The sequence below is a fragment of the Helcobacillus sp. ACRRO genome (genome assembly GCF_022347125.1).
Classification (GTDB): Bacteria; Actinomycetota; Actinomycetes; order Actinomycetales; family Dermabacteraceae; genus Helcobacillus; species Helcobacillus massiliensis.
On sequence record NZ_JAKRNG010000025.1, the window covers coordinates 1 to 22,119 of the forward strand.

Consider the following 22,119-nt stretch of genomic DNA (forward strand, 5'->3'; position numbering starts at 1 on the left):
AACGCGTGTCTCTCGACCGGGCGGCAACACCCCCCGGACCATCAATGGCAGGGCAACAAAGCCATACCCGGCCGAGCGACCAGACCCCGTCCATCGGGGTGCTCACAAGGTAACGGGGCTCAGCCCTCCCGCACCTGCTGCAGGACGCGGGCGACCACCTCGTCCGGGGACACCTCGTCGATGCTGCCGCTGGCGCGGTCGCGCACCTCCACAACGCCGTCCGCGAGGGACCGTCCGATCACCACGGAGGTGGGGATGCCGAGCAGTTCGGAGTCCTTGAACTTCACACCCGGGGACACCTTCGGGCGGTCGTCGAACAGAACGTCCAGGCCCTCCGCTTCGAGGGCGGCGACGATCTCCTCCGCCTTCTCGAACACCTCGGTGCCCTTGCCGGTTGCGAGCACGTGCACGTCCATCGGGGAGATGCTGCGCGGCCAGGCGAGGCCCTTCTCGTCGTGGTGCTTCTCGGCGATGGCGGCGACCGCGCGGGTCACACCGATGCCGTAGGAGCCCATCGTGACGGTCTTCTGCTTGCCGTTCTGGTCCAGCACCTGCAGGTCGAGCGCTTCGGCGTACTTGCGGCCGAGTTCGAAGATGTGCCCCATCTCCATGCCGCGGGTGAGGCGCAGCGGGCCGGAGCCGTCCGGCGCCTGGTCGCCGTCGCGGACCTCTGCTGCTTCGATGAACCCGTCGGCCTGGAAGTCGCGGCCGGCGACCAGTCCGATGGTGTGCTCGTCCGCGCTGTTCGCCCCGGCGACCCACACGGTGCCGGCCTGAACGCGCGGATCCACCAGCACGCGGATCCCGTTGGCGCCGGCGTCGGTGTCGAGGCCGAAGCCGACGGGACCGATGTAGCCCTTCGCGAACTGCGGATGCCTGGTGAAGTCGTCCTCGGTGAAGGGACGGAACTCGCGCGGTGCGAGCGCCACTTCGAGGCGCTTCTCATCGGCCTCGCGATCACCGGGGATCATCACCAGCAGCGGCTCCTCCGCCCCATCGGCGTCGATGGTGATGTAGGCCAGCGCCTTGAGGGTGTCGCTCTTCTCCCAGGCGCGGCCGTCCTCGCGGGGCTGCGCCTCGTTGAGGTGGTCCACGAGGGAGGCGATGGTGGAGGCCCCCGGGGTGCGGGCGGTGCGGGCGGCGGGCAGCTCGGCGATCTGCTCCGCGGTCAGCGGCTCCGGCGCGACCGTGGTGACGGCCTCGACGTTCGCGGCGTAGCCGCCGTCGGACATCACCAGGGTGTCCTCACCGATCTCCGTGGGGTGGAGGAACTCCTCCGACTGGGAGCCGCCCATCGCACCCGCATCCGCCTTCGCGATCACGACCTCCAGGCCGAGGCGCTCGAACACCCGCTTGTACGCCTCGCGCATCTGCGCGTAGGAGCGGTGCAGGCCCTCGTCGTCGATGTCGAACGAGTAGGCGTCCTTCATCACGAATTCGCGCACCCGCAGCAGGCCGGCGCGGGGACGCAGCTCGTCGCGGTACTTGTGCTGGATCTGGTACAGCGACAGCGGCAGGTCCTTGTAGGAGCTGCAGAGGTCCTTCACCGCGAGGGTGAACATCTCCTCGTGCGTGGGAGCGAGCAGCATGTCCGCGCCCTTGCGGTCCTGCAGGCGGAACAGGTTGTCGCCGTACTCGGCCCAGCGATCGGTCGCTTCGTAGGGTTCGCGGGGCAGCAGGCCCGGGAACAGGAGCTCCTGACTGCCGGCGGCGTCCATCTCTTCGCGGACGATCTGCTCGACTTTGCGCAGCACCTTCAGCCCCAGCGGAAGCCACGTGTAGATGCCCGGCGCTGCGCGGCGGATGTAGCCCGCTCGGACGAGGAGCTGGTGGCTGGCGACCTCGGCATCGGCCGGGTTGTCGCGCAGTGTGCGCAGGAACGCCGTGGACATTCGGAGCATCTGTTGAGCCTCCTGGGCGAAGATGGATGGTCGGTGCGGCCAGTGTATCGGGCTCCTGAGAGCCCCCGCACACGCCATCCGCCGCCCGCTGCTCCCCTGCCCGACGAGGTTCGCCCACCATGCCCACCGCCCAGTCCGTCGACGACACCCCGCCCATCGCCCCGATGAGCGCGAAGGCCGCCCTGGTCAGCGCTCTCGCGGCCGACGGCACCGCGGAGAACGAGGCGATGCGCACCGTGCGGCGCCGGCTCGGCGAAGTGCTGCTGCCGTACCGCTTCGGTCTGCGGGAGATGCTCACGAAGGTGCAGATCCTCAACGAGGAGATGACCGCCCGCGGCGAGCACAACCCGATCGAGCACATCAAGCACCGGGTGAAGAGCATCGACTCGATCCTCGACAAGATGATCCGCACCGACTGCGCCCACACCCTGGAGGGCCTGCGCGACGGCGTGCGGGACATCGCGGGCCTGCGCATCACCTGCATCTACACCGAGGACTGCTACCGGATGGCGCAGCTGCTGTCCTCCCAGCCCGATGTGACCGTGGTGGAGGAGAAGGACTACATCGCAGAGCCGAAGGAATCGGGCTACCGCTCCCTCCACCTCATCGTGGAGGTGCCGGTGTTCCTGTCCACCGGGACGGTGCACGTGCCGGTGGAGATCCAGATCCGCACCATCGCGATGGACTTCTGGTCCAGTGTGGAGCATGAGCTCGCGTACAAGTTCTCCGGTCAGCTGCCGCAGCATCTGCGGGACGAGCTGCGGCAGATCGCGCAGTCCTCCCGTGACCTGGATGCGCAGATGACCCAGATCCGCGCCGACGCCCACCGTGCGCAGAACCCGAGCGACTCGGTCTAGAACAGCAGGGAGGCGAACTCCCCCACCTGCCGGAACCCCGCCTGCGTGTAGGCGCGGCGGGCTGCGCTGTTGAAGTCGTTGACGTACAGCGTCACCTGCGGGGTGCTGTGCTGCAGCTGGAACAGCTGCACGGCCCGCGCCATCGCCGCTGAGCCGAGGCCCTTCCCCCGTTCAGCGGGGGCGGTCCACACCCCGTGGATCTGCGCGACGGGACCGAAGATGGCCCCCACATCCGCTTTGAAGACGATGTCGTCGCCGCGGCGCACCACCGCGGTGCGGCGCTCGGCGATCAGCTGCTCGACCCGGTCCCGGTAGGAGCGGCCGCCGTCCCATGCGGTGGGGTCGGTACCGACCTCCTCCTTGAACATAGCGACGGCGGCGGGGAACACGAGGTCCGCTTCCTCGGGGCGGGCGAAGCGCAGTTCGTCGGACGGGGCGACGCTGGGCCGCTGGTCGGCGAGCATCATCAGCTGCGTCCACCGGAACTCCCGCGGCCGGCCCAGGGAGGACCGCACCAGGGGCCACAGCCGCGCCACGTCCCGGCTCGGCCCCACCACGCTCGCGTATTCGCGGCGGGCCCGACGCGCCCTCTCCGCCAGCAGTTCGAGGTCCCCCTGGGACACCTCCCCCATGACGGACAGGCTGATGCCGTGCCACAGCAGCGCGGTCAGGTCACCGCGGTGGAAGAGTCCGGAGAACTCACGGGACAGCATGCGGGTGCCGGTGATGTCGACGAGTCGACTGCCGGCGAGGGCGTTGTCGATCGGGTCCTGTTCCAGCAGGGCGATCGCGGCGGGTGCGGTGGCCGTGGTGAGCGGCCGCACGGCGGAGGTCTGCCGACGGAACAGGTCGACGACCGATCGGTCGATGGAGCGGCTGATGAGGACCCCCGGGTGCTCGGGTCCTCAGGCGCCGACGGAGACGTCGGGCGTGCCCGACGGGGCGTCCATCTCCGCGGCGATGCGCTTCGCCTCTTCGAGGAGGACCGGCACGATCTCCGCCTCGGGGACGGTCTTGATGACCTTGCCCTTGACGAAGATCTGCCCCTTGCCGTTGCCGGAGGCCACGCCGAGGTCCGCTTCGCGGGCCTCACCGGGACCGTTGACCACGCAGCCCATGACGGCGACGCGCAGCGGTGCCTCCAGGCCCTTGAGGCCTTCGGTGACCTCGTCGGCGAGGGTGTAGACGTCCACCTGGGCACGGCCGCAGGAGGGGCAGGAGACGATGTCGAGCTTGCGGGGCTTCAGGTTGAGCGACTCGAGGATCTGGTTGCCCACCTTCACCTCCTCCACCGGCGGGGCCGACAGGGACACGCGGATGGTGTCGCCGATGCCCTCACCGAGCAGGATGCCGAACGCGACGGACGACTTGATGGTGCCCTGGAACGCGGGGCCGGCCTCGGTGACGCCGAGGTGCAGCGGCCAGTCGCCCTCTGCGGACAGCTGACGGTACGCGTCCACCATGATGACGGGGTCGTTGTGCTTCACGGAGATGGCGAAGTCGTGGAAGCCGTGCTCCTCGAACAGGGACGCCTCCCACTTCGCGGATGCGACGAGCGCTTCGGGGGTGACGCGGTCGCCCTTCATCATGCGCGGGTCGATGGAGCCGGCATTGACGCCGATGCGCAGCGCGGTGCCGTGGTCACTGGCGGCCTTCGCGATCTCCTTGACCTGGTCGTCGAAGCGGCGGATGTTGCCGGGGTTGACGCGCACACCGGCGCAGCCGGCTTCGATCGCGGCGAACACGTACTTCGGCTGGAAGTGGATGTCGGCGATGACGGGGATCTGTGCCTTCGCGGCGATGGCGGGCAGGGCGTCCGCGTCCTCCTGGCGGGGGCACGCCACGCGCACGATGTCGCAGCCGGCGGCGGTGAGCTCGGCGATCTGCTGCAGGGTCGCGTTGATGTCGTGCGTGGGGGTGGTGGTCATCGACTGCACGGTGACGGGTGCGTCGCCGCCCACGTGGATGTCGCCGAGTCGCACCTTCCGCGTGGGCCTGCGCGGGGAGATGACGGGGGTCTCTCGGACGGACGGAATGCCAAGGTTCACAGACGGAGTACTCACGTCGTCATTATCGCGCAGACCGCCTGGAGAGTCAGCTCAGGGCCCGAACATTCGGATGGGCTTCACGATATCCGCATACAGCAGCAGCACGCTCATGCCGATGAACGCGAGCGCGACCACATTCGTCACCGGCAGCATGCGCGACATGTCCACCGGTCCCGGGTCGGGGCGGCCCCGCAGTCGCGCCGCCTGCCGCCGAGCTCCTTCGATCAGGGCGCCGAGCACGTGCCCGCCGTCCAGCGGCATCAGTGGGATCAGGTTGAACACGAACAGCGCCATGTTCAGCGACGCCAGCATCGAGATGAGGGTGAAGGCGCGCTCCTTCGCCTCGAACCCGGGGGCGTCGGCCGAGACGACCTCACCGGCGAGGCGGGACACGCCCACCACACCAAGGGGGCCGTTGGGGTCGCGGGGCTGGTCGGAGAACACGGTGACGCCGATGTCCCACAGCCGCATCGGCAGGGTCAGCACCACCTTCGCGGTGCCGGCGAAGGTGTCCCACACCATGCCGGGCAGGGAGGTGATGGGCTGGCGCACCATCGCCTGGGTGCCGGAGACGCCGAGGAAACCGGCCTTCTCGGTGCGGGGCGCGCCGTCCTCACCGATGATGGGGCGCCCGTCGGCGTCCAGCGACACCACGTCGTTGGACAGGGGCGTGACGGTGAGCGTCATCGGCGCGCCGTCGCGCACGAGCTCCACTTCGATCTCCTGGTCGGGGTGGGCGCGGACGATCCGGGAGAGGTCCTGGAAGTCGCCGACGGGTTCGCCGGCGATGGCGGTGATCTCGTCCCCGGGGCGAATGCCGGCGGCCGCGGCGGGCGCTGGCGGCATGCCCGCGCAGTCGGCGTCGGGCGGCGCGGTGGCGGGCACCACGCACTGCGACACGGACTTCACCTCGGCGGTGGTGGTGGGCAGGCCGAAGCCGATCAGCAGCACGGCGAGGAGCAGCACGCTGAGCACGAGGTTCATGAACGGCCCGCCGAGCATGACGACGAGCTTCTTCGGCACGCTGAGGCTGACGAAGGTGCGGTGCTGCTCCTCGGGGCTGTACTGGGAGGACTCCCATTCCTTGGCCTCGTCGGACATCTGCTGAAAAAAGTCGGTGGAGTCCTCGCGGATGGTGCCGGGGGCGTCCCCCTTGTGCGGCGGGTACATGCCGATCATGCGGATGTAGCCGCCCAGCGGGATCGCTTTGATGCCGTATTCGGTTTCGCCGCGGCGGCGCGACCAGACGGTGGGGCCGAACCCGATCATGTACTGCGTGACCCGCACCCCGAACCTCTTCGCGGGCACGAGGTGGCCGATTTCGTGCAGGGCGATGGAGACGGCGAGCCCGATGCCGATGAGGAGGATGCCGAGCGCATACAGCAGGGCGCTCATCGGCTGGCGGCTTCGGTCTGATCGATCAGCTCATGCGCCCGGGTCCGCGCCCATGTCTCGGCGGCCTGCACGTCCTCCACGCCGATGGGGTCGGTGCGGGGCGAGGCGGGGTCGTCGAGGACGTCCTGGATGAGGTCGACGATCTGCAGGAATCCGATGCGGCCCTCGTGGAAGGCATCGACGAACTCTTCGTTGGCGGCGTTGAACTGCGCCATGCGGGTGCCGCCGTCGCGGTGCGCGGCTCGGGCGATGCGGACAGCGGGGAACGTGTCCTCGTCCAGCGGTTCGAACGTCCAGGACTGCGCGGTGGTGAAGTCGAGCTCGGTGGCGAGGCCTTCGAGCCGGTCGGGGTGGGCGAGGGCCCAGCCGATGGCGAGCCGCATGTCCGGCGGGGAGGCCTGCGCGATGGTGGATCCGTCGGTCGCAGTCACCATGGAGTGGACGATGGACTGGGGGTGCACCACGGTGTCCACGCGGTCCTCGGGGAGGTCGAACAGCCAGCATGCTTCGATGACTTCGAGGGCCTTGTTGACGAGGGTGGCGGAGTTGGTGGTGATGACGCGGCCCATGTCCCAGGTGGGGTGGGCGAGGGCGTCGGCGGGGGTGACGTCCCCGAGCTCGGCGCGGGTGCGGCCGCGGAAGGGTCCGCCGGAGGCGGTGATGACGAGCCGGCGGATGTGCTCGGGCCGCATCCCGGCGAGGCATTCGGCGATGGCGGTGTGTTCGGAGTCCACGGGCAGCAGCTGCCCGTCGGCGGCGCGCTCGCGCACGAGGGACCCGCCGGCGATGAGGGTCTCCTTGTTGGCGAGGGCGAGCCGGGCGCCGGAGTCGAGGGCGGCGAGGGAGGGTGCGAGGCCGACGGACCCCGTCATCGCGTTGAGCACGACGTCGTCGCTGCCGAGGTCGCCGGCGGCGTCGATGACGGCGCCGGGGCCGGCGGTGAACTCCAGGGCCGACGGGTCCTCCCCCAGCTCGTGCAGTGCCCGCTGCACGTCGTCGACGCGGGCGTCATCGGCGACGGCGACGGTGCGCGGCTGCAGGCGGGCGATCTGCTCGGCGAGCAGCTGCGGCCTCGACCCGGTCGCGGCGAGGGCGTGCACCCGCGCCAGGTCCGGGTAGCGGGTGATGACGTCCACGGCCTGGGTGCCGATGGAGCCGGTGGAGCCGAGGATCGTGAGGCGGGCGCTGGTCACGGGACGGACGCCATGAGGCGGGCGACGTGGTCGAGGTAGACGTCGACGACGGCTTCGGAGTACCCGTCGGCGCCCTTGCGGCGGCGGAACGCGGCGCGGCGCACATCGTCGACGCTCATGGGATGGCTCTCGGTGAAGTAGGCGAGCAGCTGGTCGCAGAGGGCGTCGACGTCGGCGCGGTCGTAGGAGGGCTCACCGGCGGGGCCGGGGGCGAAGCGCTCACCGGCGGGGCGGCGCAGGCGCTCCTCGAGGACGTCGGCGCGCTCCAGCAGACCGGCGATCCAGGCGTCCTCGCCGTGGGCGTCGATCGATTCGTCGCGCTTCTTCAGCGCGAACGCGTCGGCGAGGCGGTCGAGGGCTTCGTCGACGATGCCCATGTTGTAGCCGCCGCGCTCAGCGGCGAAGTCGACCGTGGCGATGGTGTCGGGGTCGAAGTCGCCGGTGCCGGTCTCGTAGGCGGCGCGGGCGCGCTCCAGGAAGTCGTCGACTTCGCGGATGCTGTAACCCTGGCTGAACCGCCCGACCTTCTCGAATGACGTGCTCACTTAGGTCCTCTCCTTCGGCTGCTCGGACACTGTAGCGGACGCGACCTGCTCCACCCGGGCGACGCGGGCTTCGCGGTCCTCTCGGCGGGAGTCGGATTCGACGACGGTGGCGGCGAGCTGGCCGCAGGCGCCGTCGATGTCGCTGCCGCGGGTGTCGCGGACGGTGGTGGAGATGCCGTGGCTGCGCAGCGTCTCCACGAACCGCTTCGCGACCTGGGGGTCGGAGGCGGTCCATTTGGATCCCGGCACCGGGTTCAGCGGGATCGGGTTGACGTGGATCCAGCCGGCGCCGCCCTTGTCGATGAGGCGGCGGGCGAGCAGTTCGGCGCGCTCCGCCTGGTCGTTGATGTCGCGGATGAGCGCGTATTCGATGGAGACGCGGCGGCCGGTCGCCTGGAAGTACTCGTAGGCGGCGGAGAGGATGTCGTCGACGTCGAACCGCTGGTTGATGGGGACGAGTTCGTTGCGCAGCTCGTCGTCCGGGGCGTGCAGGGACACGGCGAGGGTCACGGGGATCTCTTCGCGCACCAGCTTGCGGACCGCGGCGGCGAGGCCGACGGTGGACACCGTGATGTTGCGGGCGCTCATGCCGAAGCCCTCGGGCGCGGGCGCGTTGAGGCGCTTGCAGACGGTGGCGACGGGCCGGTAGTTCGCCAGCGGCTCCCCCATGCCCATGAACACGATGTTCGAGACGCGGCCGGGCCCGCCGGGGATCTCCCCGTCGGCGAGCATGCGGTTGGCGATGCGGACCTGTTCGAGGATCTCCGCGGCGGAGAGATTGCGGGTGAGGCCGAGCTGGCCGGTGGCGCAGAACGGGCAGTTCATGCCGCAGCCCGCTTCGGAGGAGATGCAGAGGGTGACGCGGTTGGAGTAGCGCATCAGCACGGACTCGACCATGGAGCCGTCGAACAGCTTCCAGAGGAACTTCTGGGTGGCGCCGTGGTCCGCGGCCTGCTGGCTGACCTTGGTCAGCAGCGTCGGGAAGAAGTGCTCTGCGAGCTCCTCCCGGCGGTCCTTCGGCAGGTCGGTCATCCGTTCCGGGTCGGTGGTGTAGTGCTCGAAGTAGTGGGTGGACAGCTGCTTGGCGCGGAACGCCGGCAGACCCAGTTCCTTCACCGCGTCCTGCCGTTCGGCGAGGGTGAGGTCCGCGAGATGCGCAGGCGGTTTGCCGCGGCGGGTGGGGCGCAGCTGCAGCTGGCCGGGGGCGAGCATGACCTTCTCGCCCTTCACGACCTCGCGGGAGAGGTCCTTGGGGACGGCGAGGCCGCTGCCGGTGGGGCGCGCTCCGGTGCCGGGCGCTGCGTCAGTGCGGGGGTTCGCAGGACGGTCGGGGGTGTCAGCCATTCACGGCCTCCAGGATCCACAGCAGGATGAACAGGGTCGGGACGGCGAGCAGGATCGAGTCGAGACGGTCCATGATGCCGCCGTGGCCGGGCAGGAGGTCGCCCATGTCCTTGATGCCGAGGTCGCGCTTCAGCAGGGACTCGGTGAGGTCGCCGATGGTGGAGATCACCACGATGAGGGCGCCGAAGACGCCGCCGAAGAGGGCGCCGAGCTCCTCAGGCAGCAGCAGTGCCCCCACAGCGGTGCCGCCGGCGACGCCGAAGAGGAGGGAGCCGGCCATGCCCTCCCAGGTCTTCTTCGGGCTGATGGTCGGCGCCATCGGGTGGCGGCCGAACAGGACACCGGCGATGTAGCCGCCGGTGTCGGAGGCGATGGGGATCAGCAGGGCGAGCATCAGCTTGTGGCTGGCGCTCGGCTGCTGGGCGAGCAGGAGGGTGAAGCTGCCGAGGAACGGCACCCAGATGAGGGTGAAGATCCCGGCCACCACGTCCCGGATCGCCATCAGCCCGGTCGCCTCCACGGCGCGCCACAGGATCAGGACGACAGCGCCAGCGGCGGTGGAGATCAGCATGCCGTCGGCCCCGTACACGGTGGTGCACACGACGATGCCGACCGCCGCCACCAGCAGCGGCGCCGCGGGGACGCGCAGGTTGGCGCTGCCGAGCGCGTGGGCCACCTCGAGGGTGGCCAGCACCGCCGCGATCGCGACGAGGGCGGACAGCAGCGCCGGCACCAGGTAGAACACGCCCAGGAGGATGGCGCTGAGCGCCACGCCCACGCCGATGGCGGCGGGCAGATTCCGTCCGGCGCTGCGCTTGCGGCGCGCCGACGGGGCCGGGGCAGCCGGGGCTGCGGGCGCTGTGGTCACGGGCGGGTGGCTCCTCGAAGCAGACGGTGCCGCCGCGCACGGGGCGCGGCGGCGGGACGGATCAGACGGTGAGGAGCTCCTGCTCCTTGGCCTCGAGGGCCTGGTCGACGATCTCGGAGTACTTCTTGGTGAGTGCGTCGAGCTCCTTCTCGCCGCGCACGCCTTCGTCCTCGCCGATCTCCTTGTCCTTGACGAGCTGCTCCATGGCCTTCTTCGCGTTGCCGCGGGTGCCGCGGATGGCGATGCGGCCGTCCTCGGCCTTGGTGCGGGCCAGCTTCGTGTACTCCTTGCGGCGCTCCTCGGTGAGGGCGGGCAGGACCACGCGCAGGTTGTCGCCGTTGTTGGTGGGGTTCACGCCGAGGTCGGAGTCGCGCAGGGCGGTCTCCACATTGCTCATCGCGCCCTTGTCGTACGGGGTGACGATGATGGTGCGGGCCTCGGGGAACTGGAGGGAGGCGAGCTGGTTCAGCGGGGTGGGAGCGCCGTAGTAGTCCACGGTGATGCCTTCGAACATCGCCGAGCTGGCGCGACCGGTGCGGATGGTGGAGAACTCGTCGCGGGTGACCTCGACGGACTTCTTCATCCGCTCTTCGGCGTCCTTGAGGATTGCGGGGATTCCTTCGCTCATGATGCGTTCCTTCTGTGTTGGGGTGGTCGATGCGGGTCTCAGGCGCCGGTGACGACGGTGCCGATGCGTTCGCCGTTCATCGCGCGGGTGATGGCGCCGGGAGTGTCGAGGCCGAACACCATCATCTGCTGCTTGTTGTCCATGCAGAGGCTGAAGGCGGTGGCGTCCACGACCCGCAGGCCGCGCTGCAGGGCGTCCTCGTAGGTGAGGTGGTCCAGGCGCTCCGCGGTGGGGTCCTTCTTCGGGTCCGCGGTGTAGACGCCGTCCACGCCGTTCTTCGCCATCAGGACCTCTTCGCAGCCGATCTCCAGTGCGCGCTGCACAGCGACCGTGTCGGTGGAGAAGTACGGCATGCCGGCGCCGGCGCCGAAGATGACCACGCGGCCCTTCTCGAGGTGGCGCACGGCCCGCAGCGGCAGGTACGGCTCCGCGACCTGGCCCATGGTGATAGCGGTCTGCACGCGGGTGGAGGTGCCGGCCTGCTCCAGGAAGTCCTGGAGTGCGAGGCAGTTCATGACGGTGCCGAGCATGCCCATGTAGTCGGCGCGGCGGCGGTCCATGCCGCGCTGGGACAGTTCGGCACCGCGGAAGAAGTTGCCGCCGCCCACGACGATCGCGCATTCCACACCGGAGGCGACCGCTTCGGAGATCTCGCGGGCGATGCGGGAGACCACGTCCGGGTCCACGCCGACCCTGCCACCGCCGAAGGCCTCACCGGACAGTTTGAGCAGGACGCGACGCCTGCCCTCCTGGGCCCGGATGACGGGCATGGTCGAGGTGATCGGATCGGGGTCCTGGCTCATGTCTGTCCTTCCGCTGTCGCCACGGGACGGCCCGGCGGGGCATGCCGACGGGCGCTGCGGTCAATCCTACCGGTCACAGGTGGAGTCTTCCTGCCCGGCGCGGCCCGGTGTGCGGCCCGGCACCCGTCGGCCCCTCCCACGCGGGCCGACGGATGCCCCGCGTGACGCGCGAAGGGCGCCTCCCTCAGCGGGGAGACGCCCTTCAGCGTTCAGCGGATGCCGTGCGGGTCAGTTGCCCACGCGGAAGCGCACGAAGCCGGTGATGGTGCCACCAGCGGCCTCGACGACCTTGCCGACGGACTGCTTCGGGTCCTTGGCGAACGCCTGGTCGAGCAGCACGTTCTCCTTGAAGAAGCCGTTGAGGCGGCCCTCGACGATCATCGGCAGCGCCTTCTCCGGCTTGCCCTCGCCCTTGGCGGTCTCCTCGGCGATGCGGCGCTCGTTGGCGACGACGTCCTCGGGGACCTCCTCACGGGTGAGGTAGGTCGGGGAGTAGGCGGCGATGTGCATCGCGACGTCGCGGGCGACCTCGGCGCCGGCGGCGTCGGAGGCCACGAGGACGCCCACCTGCGGCGGGAGGTCCTTGTTGGTGCGGTGCATGTAGTTGGTGACGACCTCGCCCTTGACGCGGCCGATGCGACGCACCTCGATCTTCTCGCCCATGGTGGCGGCGGCGTTGGTGAGGTTCTCACCGAACGCGGTGTCCTGCAGCTCCTCCGGGGTGGAGGCGCCGGACTCGACGGCCGCGGCCACAGCCTCATCGCCCAGTGCGACGAACTTGGCGTTCTTGGCGACGAAGTCGGTCTCGGAGTTGATCTCCACGAGGGTCCCCTCCTGGCCGCCGTCGACGTCGCGGATGTCAGCGGCGACGAGGCCCTCGGAGGCCGAGCGGCCCTCGCGCTTGGAGATGCCCTTCAGGCCCTTGATGCGGATGGCCTCGATGGCCTTCTGCTTGTCGCCCTCGGACTCGTCGAGAGCCTTCTTGACGTCGAGCATGCCCGCGCCGGTGAGCTCGCGGATCTCCTTGATGTCAGCTGCGGTGTAGTTCGCCATGGATCAGTTCTCTTCCTTCTCGGAGGACTCTGCCTTCTCGCCCTCGGCCTGCTCGGCCGCGGGTGCCTCGTCAGCCTTCGGTGCTTCCTCGGCCTTGGCCTGGTCCTGCTGGACCTCGGACTGCTTGAGCAGCTCCTGCTCCCACTCGGCGAGCGGCTCGGCGTCAACAGCGGAGACGTTCTTCTCGCCCTTGTCCTCGGACTTCGCGTGGCGCTGCTGGAGGCCAGCGGCGACGGCGTCGGCGATGACGCGGGTCAGGAGGGTGACGGCGCGGATGGCGTCGTCGTTGCCCGGGATCGGGTACTGGACCTCGTCCGGGTCGGCGTTGGTGTCGAGGATGGCGACGACCGGGATGTTGAGCTTCTGCGCCTCATCGACGGCGAGGTGCTCCTTCTTGGTGTCGACGATCCACACAGCGGAGGGTGCCTTGGCCATGTCGCGGACACCGCCGAGGGTCTTCTCCAGCTTGTCCTTCTCACGGCGCATCATGAGCAGTTCCTTCTTGGTGTAGCCGGAGCCGGCCACATCCTCGAAGTCCATCTGCTCGAGCTCCTTCAGACGGTTCACGCGCGTGGACACGGTCTGGAGGTTGGTGAGCATGCCGCCGAGCCAGCGCTGGTTCACGTAGGGCATGCCGACGCGGGTGGCCTGCTCCTGCACGGTCTCCTGCGCCTGCTTCTTGGTGCCGACGAAGAGGATGGTGCCGCCGTGGGCGACGGTCTCCTTCACGAAGTCGTAGGCCTGGTCGATGTAGGTGAGCGACTGCATCAGGTCGATGATGTAGATGCCGTTGCGCTCAGTGAAGATGAAGCGCTTCATCTTGGGGTTCCAGCGACGGGTCTGGTGACCGAAGTGGACGCCGCTCTCCAGGAGCTGGCGCATGGTAACGACTGCCATGGTCGTCTCTCTTTCTACGCTTCTGGGCCCCGGGGGCGCAGAAGCGGCTCTTCTCGGTTGATTCGACGCTGCCGGTCGGCAGCGCTCGGCCTGGTGCCCGGCGCCCTGCCCGCTCCCCCGATGATTCGGGTGAGACCGGTGGGAAGGTCGCCTGGATGGACACGCGATAGTCACCCGTCTGCGACGAGTGCCGCAGTCATGGTAGCCCACGGTCTCAGCCGCCCAACAGGGCCCGCGGGGCGATTGTGACGCATACGTGTGTGGACGTTCACCTGTCCACACCCGGGCGTTCACCGTTGCCGCTGGGCGAGGCCGCGAGCACTCTCGAGGCATGTCTGCTGCACGCGCTCTCACCCTGGTCCTCACGATCCTGCTGAGCCTGGCCGTGCCCGCTGCTCCAGCGGCCGGGGCGCCCGCGGCTGTCCCGACGGCCGACCGCGCCGAGGCGGGACAGCCCGAAGGGATCTGGGCGTGGCCGCTCGGCCCCGATCATGACGTGGTGGCGCTCTTCGACCGCCCGGACACCGTCTACTCCGCGGGGCACCGCGGCATCGACATCACGTCCTCCTCCCCCGCCGTCACCGCGGTGGACGACGGCGTGATCGCGTTCGCCGGTCCCGTGGCGGGCAAACCCGTGGTGACGGTCCGCCACGCGAACGGCCTGGTCTCCACGTATGAACCGGTTCTCACGCAGCGCCGCGCTGGGGAGGCGGTCCGACGGGGCGATGTGATCGGCGAGCTGGACGGCTCCGGCGGCTTCTCCCATTGCGGTGACGTGCCGTGCCTGCATCTGGGGGCGAAGCGGACGGGGGAGCCGCGGGAACTGGAGTACCTGGATCCGCTGCCGCTGCTGGGGGTGCGCGGCCCGAGTGTGCTGCTGCCCCGCTCCAGCGCTGAGGTCCCCGCTCACGCCGCAGCTGCCCCTCCGACGGCACCGCCGCGCGTTCCGGTCAGGCCCGCGGATGCGCCTGGTCGATGGTGGAGCGCAGCCTCTCCGCTGTGACGTGCGTGTAGATCTGCGTGGTCTGCAGGGAGGAGTGGCCGAGGATGTCCTGCACGCTGCGCAGGTCCGCTCCGCCCTCCACGAGGTGGGTGGCGGCGCTGTGCCGCAGGGTGTGCGGGCTGATGCGGCCGCCGGTGCCGGTTCTTTGGCCTGCGTCGGCGACGATGCGGCGCACTTCGCGGTCGGAGATGCGGCCGCCGCGCACGCCGAGGAACACGGCGTCGGCGGGGGTCTTCTGGCTGGCCAGTACCCGTCGGCCGTCCTCCATCCACGTAGCGAGGGCGCGCAGGGCGGGGCGGCCGACGGGGACGACGCGTTCCTTGTTGCCCTTGCCGCGCACTCGGATCGTGTTCTGGCCGCGGTCGATGCTGCGCGGGGTGAGGGCGACGAGTTCGCTGACGCGCAGACCGGTGGAGTAGAGGATCTCGAGGATCGCGGTGGCGCGCTGGGCGAGGGCGCGGTCCTGGTCGCTGATCTCGCCGTCCTCGCCGGCCGATGCCTCCGCGGGCTGGTCGAGGAGGTTCGTCATCTGCCGGGCGGTGAGCACGCTCGGCAGGTGCTGGCCTCGCTTCGGGGTGCGCAGTCGCCGGCCCGGGTCGTGGTCGGCCCGGCCGGTGTCGAGGCGCCACGCGGTGAAGGTTCGGGTGGCGGCCGCGGCGCGGGCGAGCGTGGCCTGAGCCTGGCCCTTCTCGGAGCGCTGCGCGAGCCAGTCCCGCATGGTTGCGAGCTCGACCTCTTCGCCGAGGGCGTTCGCGAAGGTGAGCAGGGAGGTGACGTCGCGGAGGTAGCCGGTGATGGTGTGGGCGGAGCGGCCGCGTTCGAGCCGCAGGTACCGCGCGAAGTCGTGGAGTTCGGCCTGCTGCGCGTCGGTCAGCTTCGGGGCGGTCATGGCCGGGCGTAGGTGGAGCCGTCGGCGCTGCGGCGCAGCCGGCCCTGGTCGATGAGGAAGCGGCGAACGGTGGCGTGATCGATGACGACGGTGCCGAGGACGGCGTTCACTTCGCCTTCGGTCCAGGAGCCGCGGGTGAAGAAGCGCTCCGCGATCCATTCCAGGAGAGCGTCGCGGGCGGCGGGCTTCACCGGCAGGGTCCGCACGAGACCGTCCTCGAACAGGGCGTTGATGTCGGGGCGCTCCAGCGGTGCCGGGCCGCGCGCCGCGATGCGCAGCGTCTGCACGCCCTGCTGAGCCGTCGCGAACGCCGTCAGGTCCAGGGCGGGTTCGCCGTCGGGGTCGGTGACGAGACCGCAGGAGGCGAGCCGCTTCAGGTGCCCGGCGAGCGCCTTCTCCCCCACCAGTGCCGCGAGATCCGCCCTGTTCGCCCCGCCCGCGAGCGCGCCGACGATCTGCAGTCGCTGCGGGTCGTTCAGCGCAGCGAGCAGCTGCGGGGCGAGGGTCGGGGCGGTGGCGGTGCGGTTCATCCCGCCAGTCTAGAGCCGCCGCCGCACCCCACTGCCCGTGAGCTCCACCAGCCCCAGCATCGCAATGCGCTGCAGAGCCGCCTGGACCGCATCCACGCCCAGGCCGCAGTCGCGAGCGGCGGCGCGGCAGGAGATGACGGAGCGCGGCGGGACCGCATCGAGCACCCGCCGGTCCGCGGCGGAGAGCAGATCCAGCTCATCGACCACGCCCGTGCCGTCACTCGCGGGTGATGAGGTCACGAGTTCGGCGAGTTCGTCGGCGTCGGTGATGAGGACGGCTCCGTTCTCCCGGGCGAGACGATGGCAGCCGGCACTGGCGGGACTGGTGACAGGCCCCGGCACCGCCGCGACGGGCCGCGACAGGTCATCAGCCCGGTTCGCAGTGGACAGGGCGCCGGAGCGCAGCGCCGCCTCCACCACCACGGTCGCGGCACTGAGCGCGGCGATGATGCGGTTGCGGGCGAGGAACCGCCACCGGGTGGGCGCGGTGAACATCGGCGCTTCGGACAGGATGAGGGCGTGCCGCTCCACGGCCCGCAGCAGGTCCTCGTTGCCGCGCGGGTAGAACCGGTCCAGGCCGCCGGCGAGGACCGCGCAGGTCAGGGACTGGCCTGCGCTGAGGGCGCCGCGGTGGGCAGCGGCGTCGATGCCGTACGCGCCGCCGGAGACCACGGTGATGCCGCGCTCCGCCGCACCAAGAGCGAGGTCCCCCGCGACCTGGGCACCGTAGGCGGTGGCGGCGCGGGCTCCGACGATCGCGACCGTCGGCCGCGCCGTCAGCAGGTCCGCGGGTGAGGCGCTGCCGCGCATCCACAGTCCGTACGGGGCGTTGACCCCGAGGTCCTCCACGGCTCCCGGCCAGGAGTCGTCCTCCGGGGTGAGGAAGCCGATGCCGGCGCGGTCCGCGTCATCGATCAGGTCCTCCAGCCGCACGGATCCGGCGCGGTCGCACCAGCGAAGGTGGGCGCGCTCCGCAATCTCCAGCGACGGGGCCCGCAGCGCCGAGCGGTCCGCGGCGTCCACCGCGATCTCATCGGCCGACGGGCTCTCGGCCGCGTGCCGGATCGCGTCATGCAGCTGGTGCACGCTCGGCTGCAGAGCGAGCTGGAGAGCCCGGGCGGGCCCGAATTCGGTGATGAGGGCGCGGGCAACGGGGTCGGTGGGTTCGGCGAGCGCGCTCCAGGCGGCGCGGGCGTCTCGGTCGTTCATCAGTGGGTCTCTCCTCGAAGCTGCAGGGCGTGGCCGACATCGGCATCCGTCGGCTGGTTGCGGTCGGCGAGGTCCGCGAGGGTCCAGGCGAGCCGGTGGACGCGGGCGCGCCCGCGCATGGTGAGGGCACCGCGGTCCACGAGGCGGCGCAGCAGGGCCTCCTCGGCGGCGGGCAGCGGCATCAGACGGGAGAGGGTGCTGCTGGGCAGTTGGGCGTTCAGGTGGTACCCGGTGCCGGCGAGTCGGGCGGCCTGGCGTTCGCGGGCCGCGCGGACGCGCTGCGCGATCACGGCACTGGGTTCGGCCGGAGGTGCGGTGTCCGCGGCGATGGCGCGCACCGGTGGAACGTCGATCCGCATGTCGATGCGGTCGGCGATGGGTCCGGAGATGCGCGTGAGGTAGCGGCGCTTCGCCATCGGGGAGCAGGTGCAGGCGCCGCCCTTGCCCCAGGCCTGTCCGCACGGGCAGGGGTTCGCGGCGATGACGAGCTGGAAGCGCGCCGGGTAGGTGATGGCGCCGCGGGAACGGTGCAGCCGCACCACGCCTGATTCGAGGGGTTCGCGCAGTGCCTCCATCGCGGTGCGCTGGAACTCGGGGGCTTCGTCGAGGAACAGCACACCGCCGTGGGCGAGGGAGACGGCACCGGGCCGAGCGATCCCGGACCCGCCGCCGATGACGGACGCGGTGGAGGCCGTGTGGTGCGGGCTGATGAACGGCGGGGTGCGGCGCAGGCCCGCGGCGGCGTCGAACTCCCCGGTGAGGGACAGCACCGCCGACAGGTCCAGGGCATCGGCGGTGGCGAGCGGCGGCAGGATGCTCGGCAGGCGGGAAGCGATCATGGTCTTGCCGGCACCGGGCGGGCCGATGAGGGACAGGTGGTGGCCGCCGGCGGCGGCGACCTCCGCGGCGAGCTTCGCCTGCTCCTGCCCGTGCACATCCGCGAAGTCACCGACGGGTGCCTTGGCTGTGCGCGGCGCAGGCGCGGCATGGTCGGTGCGGTCGCTGCGGGTGCGGGTGAACGCCCCGCCGTACAGGGCGATGACGTCGGCGAGGTGCTCGGCTTCGATCACCTCGAGGTCGGGGACGAGGCGGCCCTCCGCGGCGTTCGCTGCTGGGATGACGGCGCGGGTGATGCCGGCCTCGCGCGCGGCCAGGAGGGACGGCAGCACGCCCGGCACCGGGAGGATCGCGCCGTCCAGGCTGAGCTCCCCGATGTGGAGCGTCCGAGAGCGCGGGCCGGACCGCAGTACGCCGTGGGCGTCGAGCACAGCGACGGCGACGGGAAGGTCGAACCCGGAGCCGCTCTTCGGCAGCCACCCGGGCGTGAGGTTGATGATGAACTTCGACTGGCTGATCTTCGGGTGCCCGGCATGGTGGCAGGCGGCCCGCACCCGGTCCTGCGCCTGCAGGGTGGCGGTGCCGGCGAGGCCGACGATCTTCATCCCGGGCAGGCCCTGAGTCTGCTGCACCTCGACATCGACCACGGTGCCGTCCAGCCCGTTCAGCGCCATCGACAGGGTGCGCGCGACGCTCATGAGCAGACGTCCTGGATGTGGTCGATGCGCGGCTCGGCGTGGACGCTGACGGCGATCGACATGACGTCGATCCGGATCGCGCTGTGCGCGGGCGCCCGGTTCATCAGGTAGTAGCCCGCCATGGTGCGCAGACGCCGCACCTTGTTCTCATCGACCGCGTGGACACCGGCGCCCACATGGGAGGGGCGACGGGTCTTCACCTCGACGAACACGAGGGTGTCGCCGTCGGAGGCGACGATGTCGATCTCCCCGCGGCGGGTGCGGAAGTTGCGGTCGTGGATGGTCCAGCCGTCCCGCACCAAGCGGCGTACGGCGAGGTCCTCTCCGAGCCGGCCGATCTCCCGCGGGCTCATGGCGGCGATGTGGTCTCCGGTGGCGAATGCTGCGATGCTCATGCACCCCACCGTGCCCGGCCATCGGTCCGCGCGCCGCCCCGTCGGCCTCCCCGGGGACAAGTGGTGGTGTGAACGCCGCCGAGCGCCTGCTCAGCCGCCGGCTGCTACGGCAGGGAGATGTCCGGCTTCGCGAGCTCTTCGACGTTGACGTCCTTGAACGTCACCACGCGCACGGAGCGGACGAACCGCGAGGAGCGGTACACGTCCCACACCCAGGCATCCGCGAGGGTGAGCTCGTAGAACACTTCCCCGCCGGCGGAGCGGACCTGCAGGTCCACCTGGTTGGCGAGGTAGAAGCGGCGATCGGTCTCCACCACGTAGGTGAACAGGCTGACCACATCGCGGTACTCGCGATACAGCGCGAGCTCCATCTCCGCTTCGTACTCTTCGAGATCGTGTGCACTCACGCCGTCAACCCTACGCCAGCTTCCAGGTGGACCTGTGCTCCGGGTGAAGACCGTGCTCAGCGATCGCGGCGCGATGTGCGGCCGATCCGTACCCCTTGTTCGACGCCCACGCATACGCCGGCGCCGTCCGGTCCAGCGCCTCCATGAGGGAGTCCCTCTCCACCTTCGCGAGCACGCTCGCCGCGGCAGCGCTGACGCAGTCCTGATCGGCCTTCACCCGCACGAGCACGGGCACGGGGCCGAGGCCGTCGGTGACGAAGTCCAGGTTGCCGTCCAGGATGATCCCCGCGATCGGCAGCTGGGCATCCGTCTCCTCGAGGCGGCGGCCGACGGATTCCAGTGCCCGCCTCGCCGCCACGCCGAGCGCGGCGCCGATCCCGACCTCGTCGATCTCGACCGCGGCGGCGGACCCGGTCGCCCAGATCAGGTCCTCGTCCGCCCGCAGGGCGGCGCTGACGGCGGCCCGGCGCTTCGCGGTGAGCTGCTTGGAGTCGCGGATGCCGTCCGGCAGGACCTGGGCGCGGGCGGACCCGTCGGCCCGCCGGTGGACGATGAGCGCGAACGCGCCCACCAGGACGGGGCCGGCGAGGGCTCCGCGGCCCACTTCGTCCACACCGATGACGGCGGCGCGGGCCGCGTCGGGGTGGGCGGCGAACAGGTCCGCGGCGAGGCGCTCCTCGTCGACCGCGGTGGGGTCCACGACCATGTCAGGCGGCGGCAGCGAGGTCGCCGCGTCGCAGCGTCACCTGGTCGGCGCGGGCGGACGGCTCCGGCACGCCGCTGAACGACTTCTCGCCGTCGTTCAGCCATGCCCAGGAGCTGATCGGCCACATGATGACGAACGCGCGGCCCACCAGGTGGTCCTCGGGCACGAAGCCGTCGATGCCGCTGGCTTCGCGGTAGGCGGAGTCGGCGGAGCGGTAGCGGTTGTCGCCCATCACCCAGAACTTGCCCTGCGGGACGGTGACGGAGAACTCCGCCTGGCAGGCGCCCGCATCGGGACTGATGTACGGCTCCGTCAGCTCTTCGCCGTTGACCTTCACTGGCCCGTCGGTGGATTCGCACTGCACGGTGTCACCGGGCATGCCGATGACGCGCTTGACGAGGAACCGCTGCGAGGGGTCCGGCATCAGACCCACCACACTGAGGGCCTTCTGCACACCGGCGCGGGCACCTGTCGGCTCCGGGAACTCGCTGCCCACCCAGTCCGACGGGTCCTCGAACACCACCACGTCACCGCGGTTGATGTCCTTGAGGTCGTCGTGGAACTTCGAGACGAGGATCTTGTCCTGCTCCATCAGGGTGGGGCGCATCGACCCGGACGGCACGTAGAACGGCTGCACCACGAATGTTTTGATCAGCACGGCGATCAGCAGCGCGATGCCGAGCGTGAGGGCGTAGTCGAGGATGGTGCGGCCGAGGCCGCGGCGCGCTGCGCGACGGCGGCGGCCGGTCGGCGCGGGATCGGGCTCCGCAGCCGGTGGGGAAGTCTCAGGTGAGGTGCTCATCGGTCTCATCCTAGGTTGGGGGCGCCGCCGAAGCGCCCAGGGGGCAGCACGATCCAGCGCACTTCTCCGCGCACCCGCTCCACGGGCACCATGCCGCCGCCGGGGGCGCCGAGCTGGCTGCGGGAATCAGCGGAGTTCTCACGGTTGTCGCCGAGGACGAACATCCGTCCCGCCGGGACCTTCACGTGGAACTCCTGGGCCGACGGCTTCACCCCCAGCGGCAGGTAGGGTTCGTCCAGTTCGTCGCCGTTGACAGTGATGGCGCCTGACGGGCTGCAGCACTGGACCTCGTCCCCGCCGATCCCGATGACGCGCTTCGTCCAGAAATGGGTGGACCCGTCGGCCGAGGAGAAGTAGCCGGTGCCGTCGAACACGACGACCTGGCCGCGCTCTGCGGTGCCCCGGGTGCTGCGGTCCACGAGGATGACATCGCCGCGCTGCAGGGTGGGCTGCATCGACTCGGAGGGAATGCGGAACGGTTCGGTGACGAACTGCCGCACCCCGAGCACCGCCAGGAGGGCGAGAATGACGGAAACGGCGACCACTGTCCACAGGGGCCGCCGTTCCGGACGTGACTGAGCGGTGCTCAGCTGTGGTCGCGCTTCTCGCGGATGCGGGCCTTCTTGCCGGTGAGGCCGCGCAGGTAGTACAGCTTCGCGCGGCGCACGTCACCGCGGGTCACGACCTCGATCTTGTCGATCGTCGGTGCGTGCACCGGGAACACGCGCTCCACGCCCACACCGAAGGAGACCTTGCGGACGCGGAAGGTCTCGCGGATGCCGCCGCCCTGACGAGCGAGGACGTAGCCCTGGAACACCTGGATACGAGAGCGGTTGCCCTCGACCACGCGCACGTGGACCTTGACGTTGTCGCCCGCGCGGAACGCCGGGATGTTGTCGCGCAGCTGAGCTGCATCGAGTGCATCGAGCTTCTGCATGATGTCTCTCCTACCCCTCGCCCCAGGTCGACGGGAGATGTCTTCACCCTCGCCGGCACGCGGCCGACGAGCGTCACTCACAATGAGGTGTGTGCTGGGCCTCTGGCTGCCACTCCCATGGCAACGGACCTGCCCGATCGCTCAGTGCCGACCACCCCTGAGGCAGTGGACGGC

The 22,119-nt window shown here is 70.4% G+C and carries 24 protein-coding genes; 2 read left to right on the forward strand and 22 right to left on the reverse strand.

Annotation, left to right across the window (positions count from 1 at the left end; translation table 11 throughout):
* Nucleotides 1–119: 119 nt before the first annotated feature.
* On the reverse strand, nt 120–1,901 hold the full coding sequence (locus tag MHY20_RS09045; RefSeq protein ID WP_239376310.1) for a proline--tRNA ligase: 1,782 nt from the start codon (nt 1,899–1,901) through the stop codon (nt 120–122).
* A 119-nt stretch (nt 1,902–2,020) separates the two neighbouring features.
* Here MHY20_RS09045 and MHY20_RS09050 point away from each other — a divergent pair, with 119 nt between their 5' ends.
* The gene (locus MHY20_RS09050) at nt 2,021–2,758 is read left to right on the forward strand and encodes a GTP pyrophosphokinase family protein (RefSeq protein ID WP_239376312.1); all 738 of its coding nucleotides are present in this window, start codon (nt 2,021–2,023) and stop codon (nt 2,756–2,758) included.
* On the opposite strand, the gene MHY20_RS09055 is transcribed toward MHY20_RS09050, so the two are convergent.
* The 11 genes from MHY20_RS09055 to rpsB all read right to left on the reverse strand — a co-directional run bounded on the left by MHY20_RS09055 (nt 2,755) and on the right by rpsB (nt 13,532).
* The gene (locus MHY20_RS09055; protein WP_239376314.1) at nt 2,755–3,582 is read right to left on the reverse strand and encodes a GNAT family N-acetyltransferase; all 828 of its coding nucleotides are present in this window, start codon (nt 3,580–3,582) and stop codon (nt 2,755–2,757) included. The genes MHY20_RS09050 and MHY20_RS09055 overlap by 4 nt on opposite strands.
* Nucleotides 3,583–3,663: 81 nt before the next feature.
* Nucleotides 3,664–4,821: a flavodoxin-dependent (E)-4-hydroxy-3-methylbut-2-enyl-diphosphate synthase gene (ispG, locus tag MHY20_RS09060; RefSeq protein ID WP_183373463.1), complete on the reverse strand. Its 1,158-nt coding sequence runs from the start codon at nt 4,819–4,821 to the stop codon at nt 3,664–3,666.
* A 36-nt stretch (nt 4,822–4,857) separates the two neighbouring features.
* Nucleotides 4,858–6,201, reverse strand: a complete 1,344-nt coding sequence (locus MHY20_RS09065; RefSeq protein WP_239376316.1) for a site-2 protease family protein — start codon at nt 6,199–6,201, stop codon at nt 4,858–4,860.
* Nucleotides 6,198–7,394 (reverse strand): 1-deoxy-D-xylulose-5-phosphate reductoisomerase, encoded by a 1,197-nt coding sequence (gene dxr, locus MHY20_RS09070; protein ID WP_239376318.1) that lies wholly within the window; start codon nt 7,392–7,394, stop codon nt 6,198–6,200. The genes MHY20_RS09065 and dxr overlap by 4 nt, the downstream gene beginning before the upstream one ends.
* On the reverse strand, nt 7,391–7,939 hold the full coding sequence (locus tag MHY20_RS09075) for a hypothetical protein (protein ID WP_183373460.1): 549 nt from the start codon (nt 7,937–7,939) through the stop codon (nt 7,391–7,393). The genes dxr and MHY20_RS09075 overlap by 4 nt, the downstream gene beginning before the upstream one ends.
* Entirely contained in the window at nt 7,940–9,151 is a 1,212-nt protein-coding gene (rlmN, locus tag MHY20_RS09080) for a 23S rRNA (adenine(2503)-C(2))-methyltransferase RlmN (RefSeq protein WP_239376344.1), read from the reverse strand.
* A gap of 124 nt (nt 9,152–9,275) precedes the next feature.
* Entirely contained in the window at nt 9,276–10,151 is an 876-nt protein-coding gene (locus tag MHY20_RS09085) for a phosphatidate cytidylyltransferase (RefSeq protein ID WP_239376320.1), read from the reverse strand.
* Nucleotides 10,152–10,212: 61 nt separating this feature from the next.
* Nucleotides 10,213–10,779, reverse strand: a complete 567-nt coding sequence (gene frr, locus MHY20_RS09090; RefSeq protein WP_183373457.1) for a ribosome recycling factor — start codon at nt 10,777–10,779, stop codon at nt 10,213–10,215.
* A gap of 38 nt (nt 10,780–10,817) precedes the next feature.
* The gene (pyrH, locus tag MHY20_RS09095; protein ID WP_183373456.1) at nt 10,818–11,582 is read right to left on the reverse strand and encodes a UMP kinase; all 765 of its coding nucleotides are present in this window, start codon (nt 11,580–11,582) and stop codon (nt 10,818–10,820) included.
* 228 nt (nt 11,583–11,810) lie between these two features.
* Nucleotides 11,811–12,635: a translation elongation factor Ts gene (gene tsf, locus MHY20_RS09100; protein ID WP_183373455.1), complete on the reverse strand. Its 825-nt coding sequence runs from the start codon at nt 12,633–12,635 to the stop codon at nt 11,811–11,813.
* 3 nt (nt 12,636–12,638) lie between these two features.
* On the reverse strand, nt 12,639–13,532 hold the full coding sequence (gene rpsB / locus MHY20_RS09105) for a 30S ribosomal protein S2 (protein ID WP_183373454.1): 894 nt from the start codon (nt 13,530–13,532) through the stop codon (nt 12,639–12,641).
* Between the two features lie 331 nt (nt 13,533–13,863).
* Between rpsB and MHY20_RS09110 the strand changes: the two genes are divergently transcribed.
* A complete protein-coding gene (locus tag MHY20_RS09110; RefSeq protein WP_239376322.1) occupies nt 13,864–14,535 on the forward strand; it encodes a M23 family metallopeptidase in 672 nt (223 codons plus the stop codon).
* Here MHY20_RS09110 and MHY20_RS09115 read toward each other — a convergent pair.
* The 10 genes from MHY20_RS09115 to rplS form a co-directional block, all read right to left on the reverse strand.
* Complete coding sequence (locus MHY20_RS09115; RefSeq protein ID WP_183373452.1) at nt 14,483–15,424, reverse strand: tyrosine recombinase XerC; 942 nt, start codon at nt 15,422–15,424, stop codon at nt 14,483–14,485. The two genes, MHY20_RS09110 and MHY20_RS09115, sit on opposite strands and share 53 nt — an antisense overlap.
* A complete protein-coding gene (locus MHY20_RS09120) occupies nt 15,421–15,954 on the reverse strand; it encodes a DUF2087 domain-containing protein (protein ID WP_239376324.1) in 534 nt (177 codons plus the stop codon). Before MHY20_RS09120 ends, MHY20_RS09115 begins: the two co-directional genes overlap by 4 nt.
* 9 nt (nt 15,955–15,963) lie before the next feature.
* Nucleotides 15,964–17,163, reverse strand: coding sequence for a DNA-processing protein DprA (dprA, locus tag MHY20_RS09125; protein WP_183373450.1), 1,200 nt, complete (start codon nt 17,161–17,163; stop codon nt 15,964–15,966).
* On the reverse strand, nt 17,163–18,698 hold the full coding sequence (locus MHY20_RS09130) for a YifB family Mg chelatase-like AAA ATPase (protein ID WP_239376326.1): 1,536 nt from the start codon (nt 18,696–18,698) through the stop codon (nt 17,163–17,165). The genes dprA and MHY20_RS09130 overlap by 1 nt, the downstream gene beginning before the upstream one ends.
* On the reverse strand, nt 18,695–19,093 hold the full coding sequence (locus MHY20_RS09135) for a YraN family protein (protein WP_239376328.1): 399 nt from the start codon (nt 19,091–19,093) through the stop codon (nt 18,695–18,697). Before MHY20_RS09135 ends, MHY20_RS09130 begins: the two co-directional genes overlap by 4 nt.
* A 104-nt stretch (nt 19,094–19,197) precedes the next feature.
* Entirely contained in the window at nt 19,198–19,500 is a 303-nt protein-coding gene (locus MHY20_RS09140) for a DUF2469 domain-containing protein (RefSeq protein WP_183373448.1), read from the reverse strand.
* A 10-nt stretch (nt 19,501–19,510) separates the two neighbouring features.
* Nucleotides 19,511–20,200, reverse strand: a complete 690-nt coding sequence (locus MHY20_RS09145; protein WP_239376330.1) for a ribonuclease HII — start codon at nt 20,198–20,200, stop codon at nt 19,511–19,513.
* A gap of 7 nt (nt 20,201–20,207) precedes the next feature.
* Nucleotides 20,208–21,008 carry a signal peptidase I gene (lepB, locus tag MHY20_RS09150; protein WP_183373446.1) on the reverse strand — a complete coding sequence of 267 codons (801 nt, stop codon included), beginning with the start codon at nt 21,006–21,008 and terminating at the stop codon, nt 20,208–20,210.
* A gap of 5 nt (nt 21,009–21,013) precedes the next feature.
* Nucleotides 21,014–21,553 (reverse strand): signal peptidase I, encoded by a 540-nt coding sequence (gene lepB / locus MHY20_RS09155; RefSeq protein WP_343217749.1) that lies wholly within the window; start codon nt 21,551–21,553, stop codon nt 21,014–21,016.
* Between the two features lie 41 nt (nt 21,554–21,594).
* On the reverse strand, nt 21,595–21,945 hold the full coding sequence (rplS, locus tag MHY20_RS09160; RefSeq protein WP_183373445.1) for a 50S ribosomal protein L19: 351 nt from the start codon (nt 21,943–21,945) through the stop codon (nt 21,595–21,597).
* Nucleotides 21,946–22,119 lie beyond the last annotated feature (174 nt).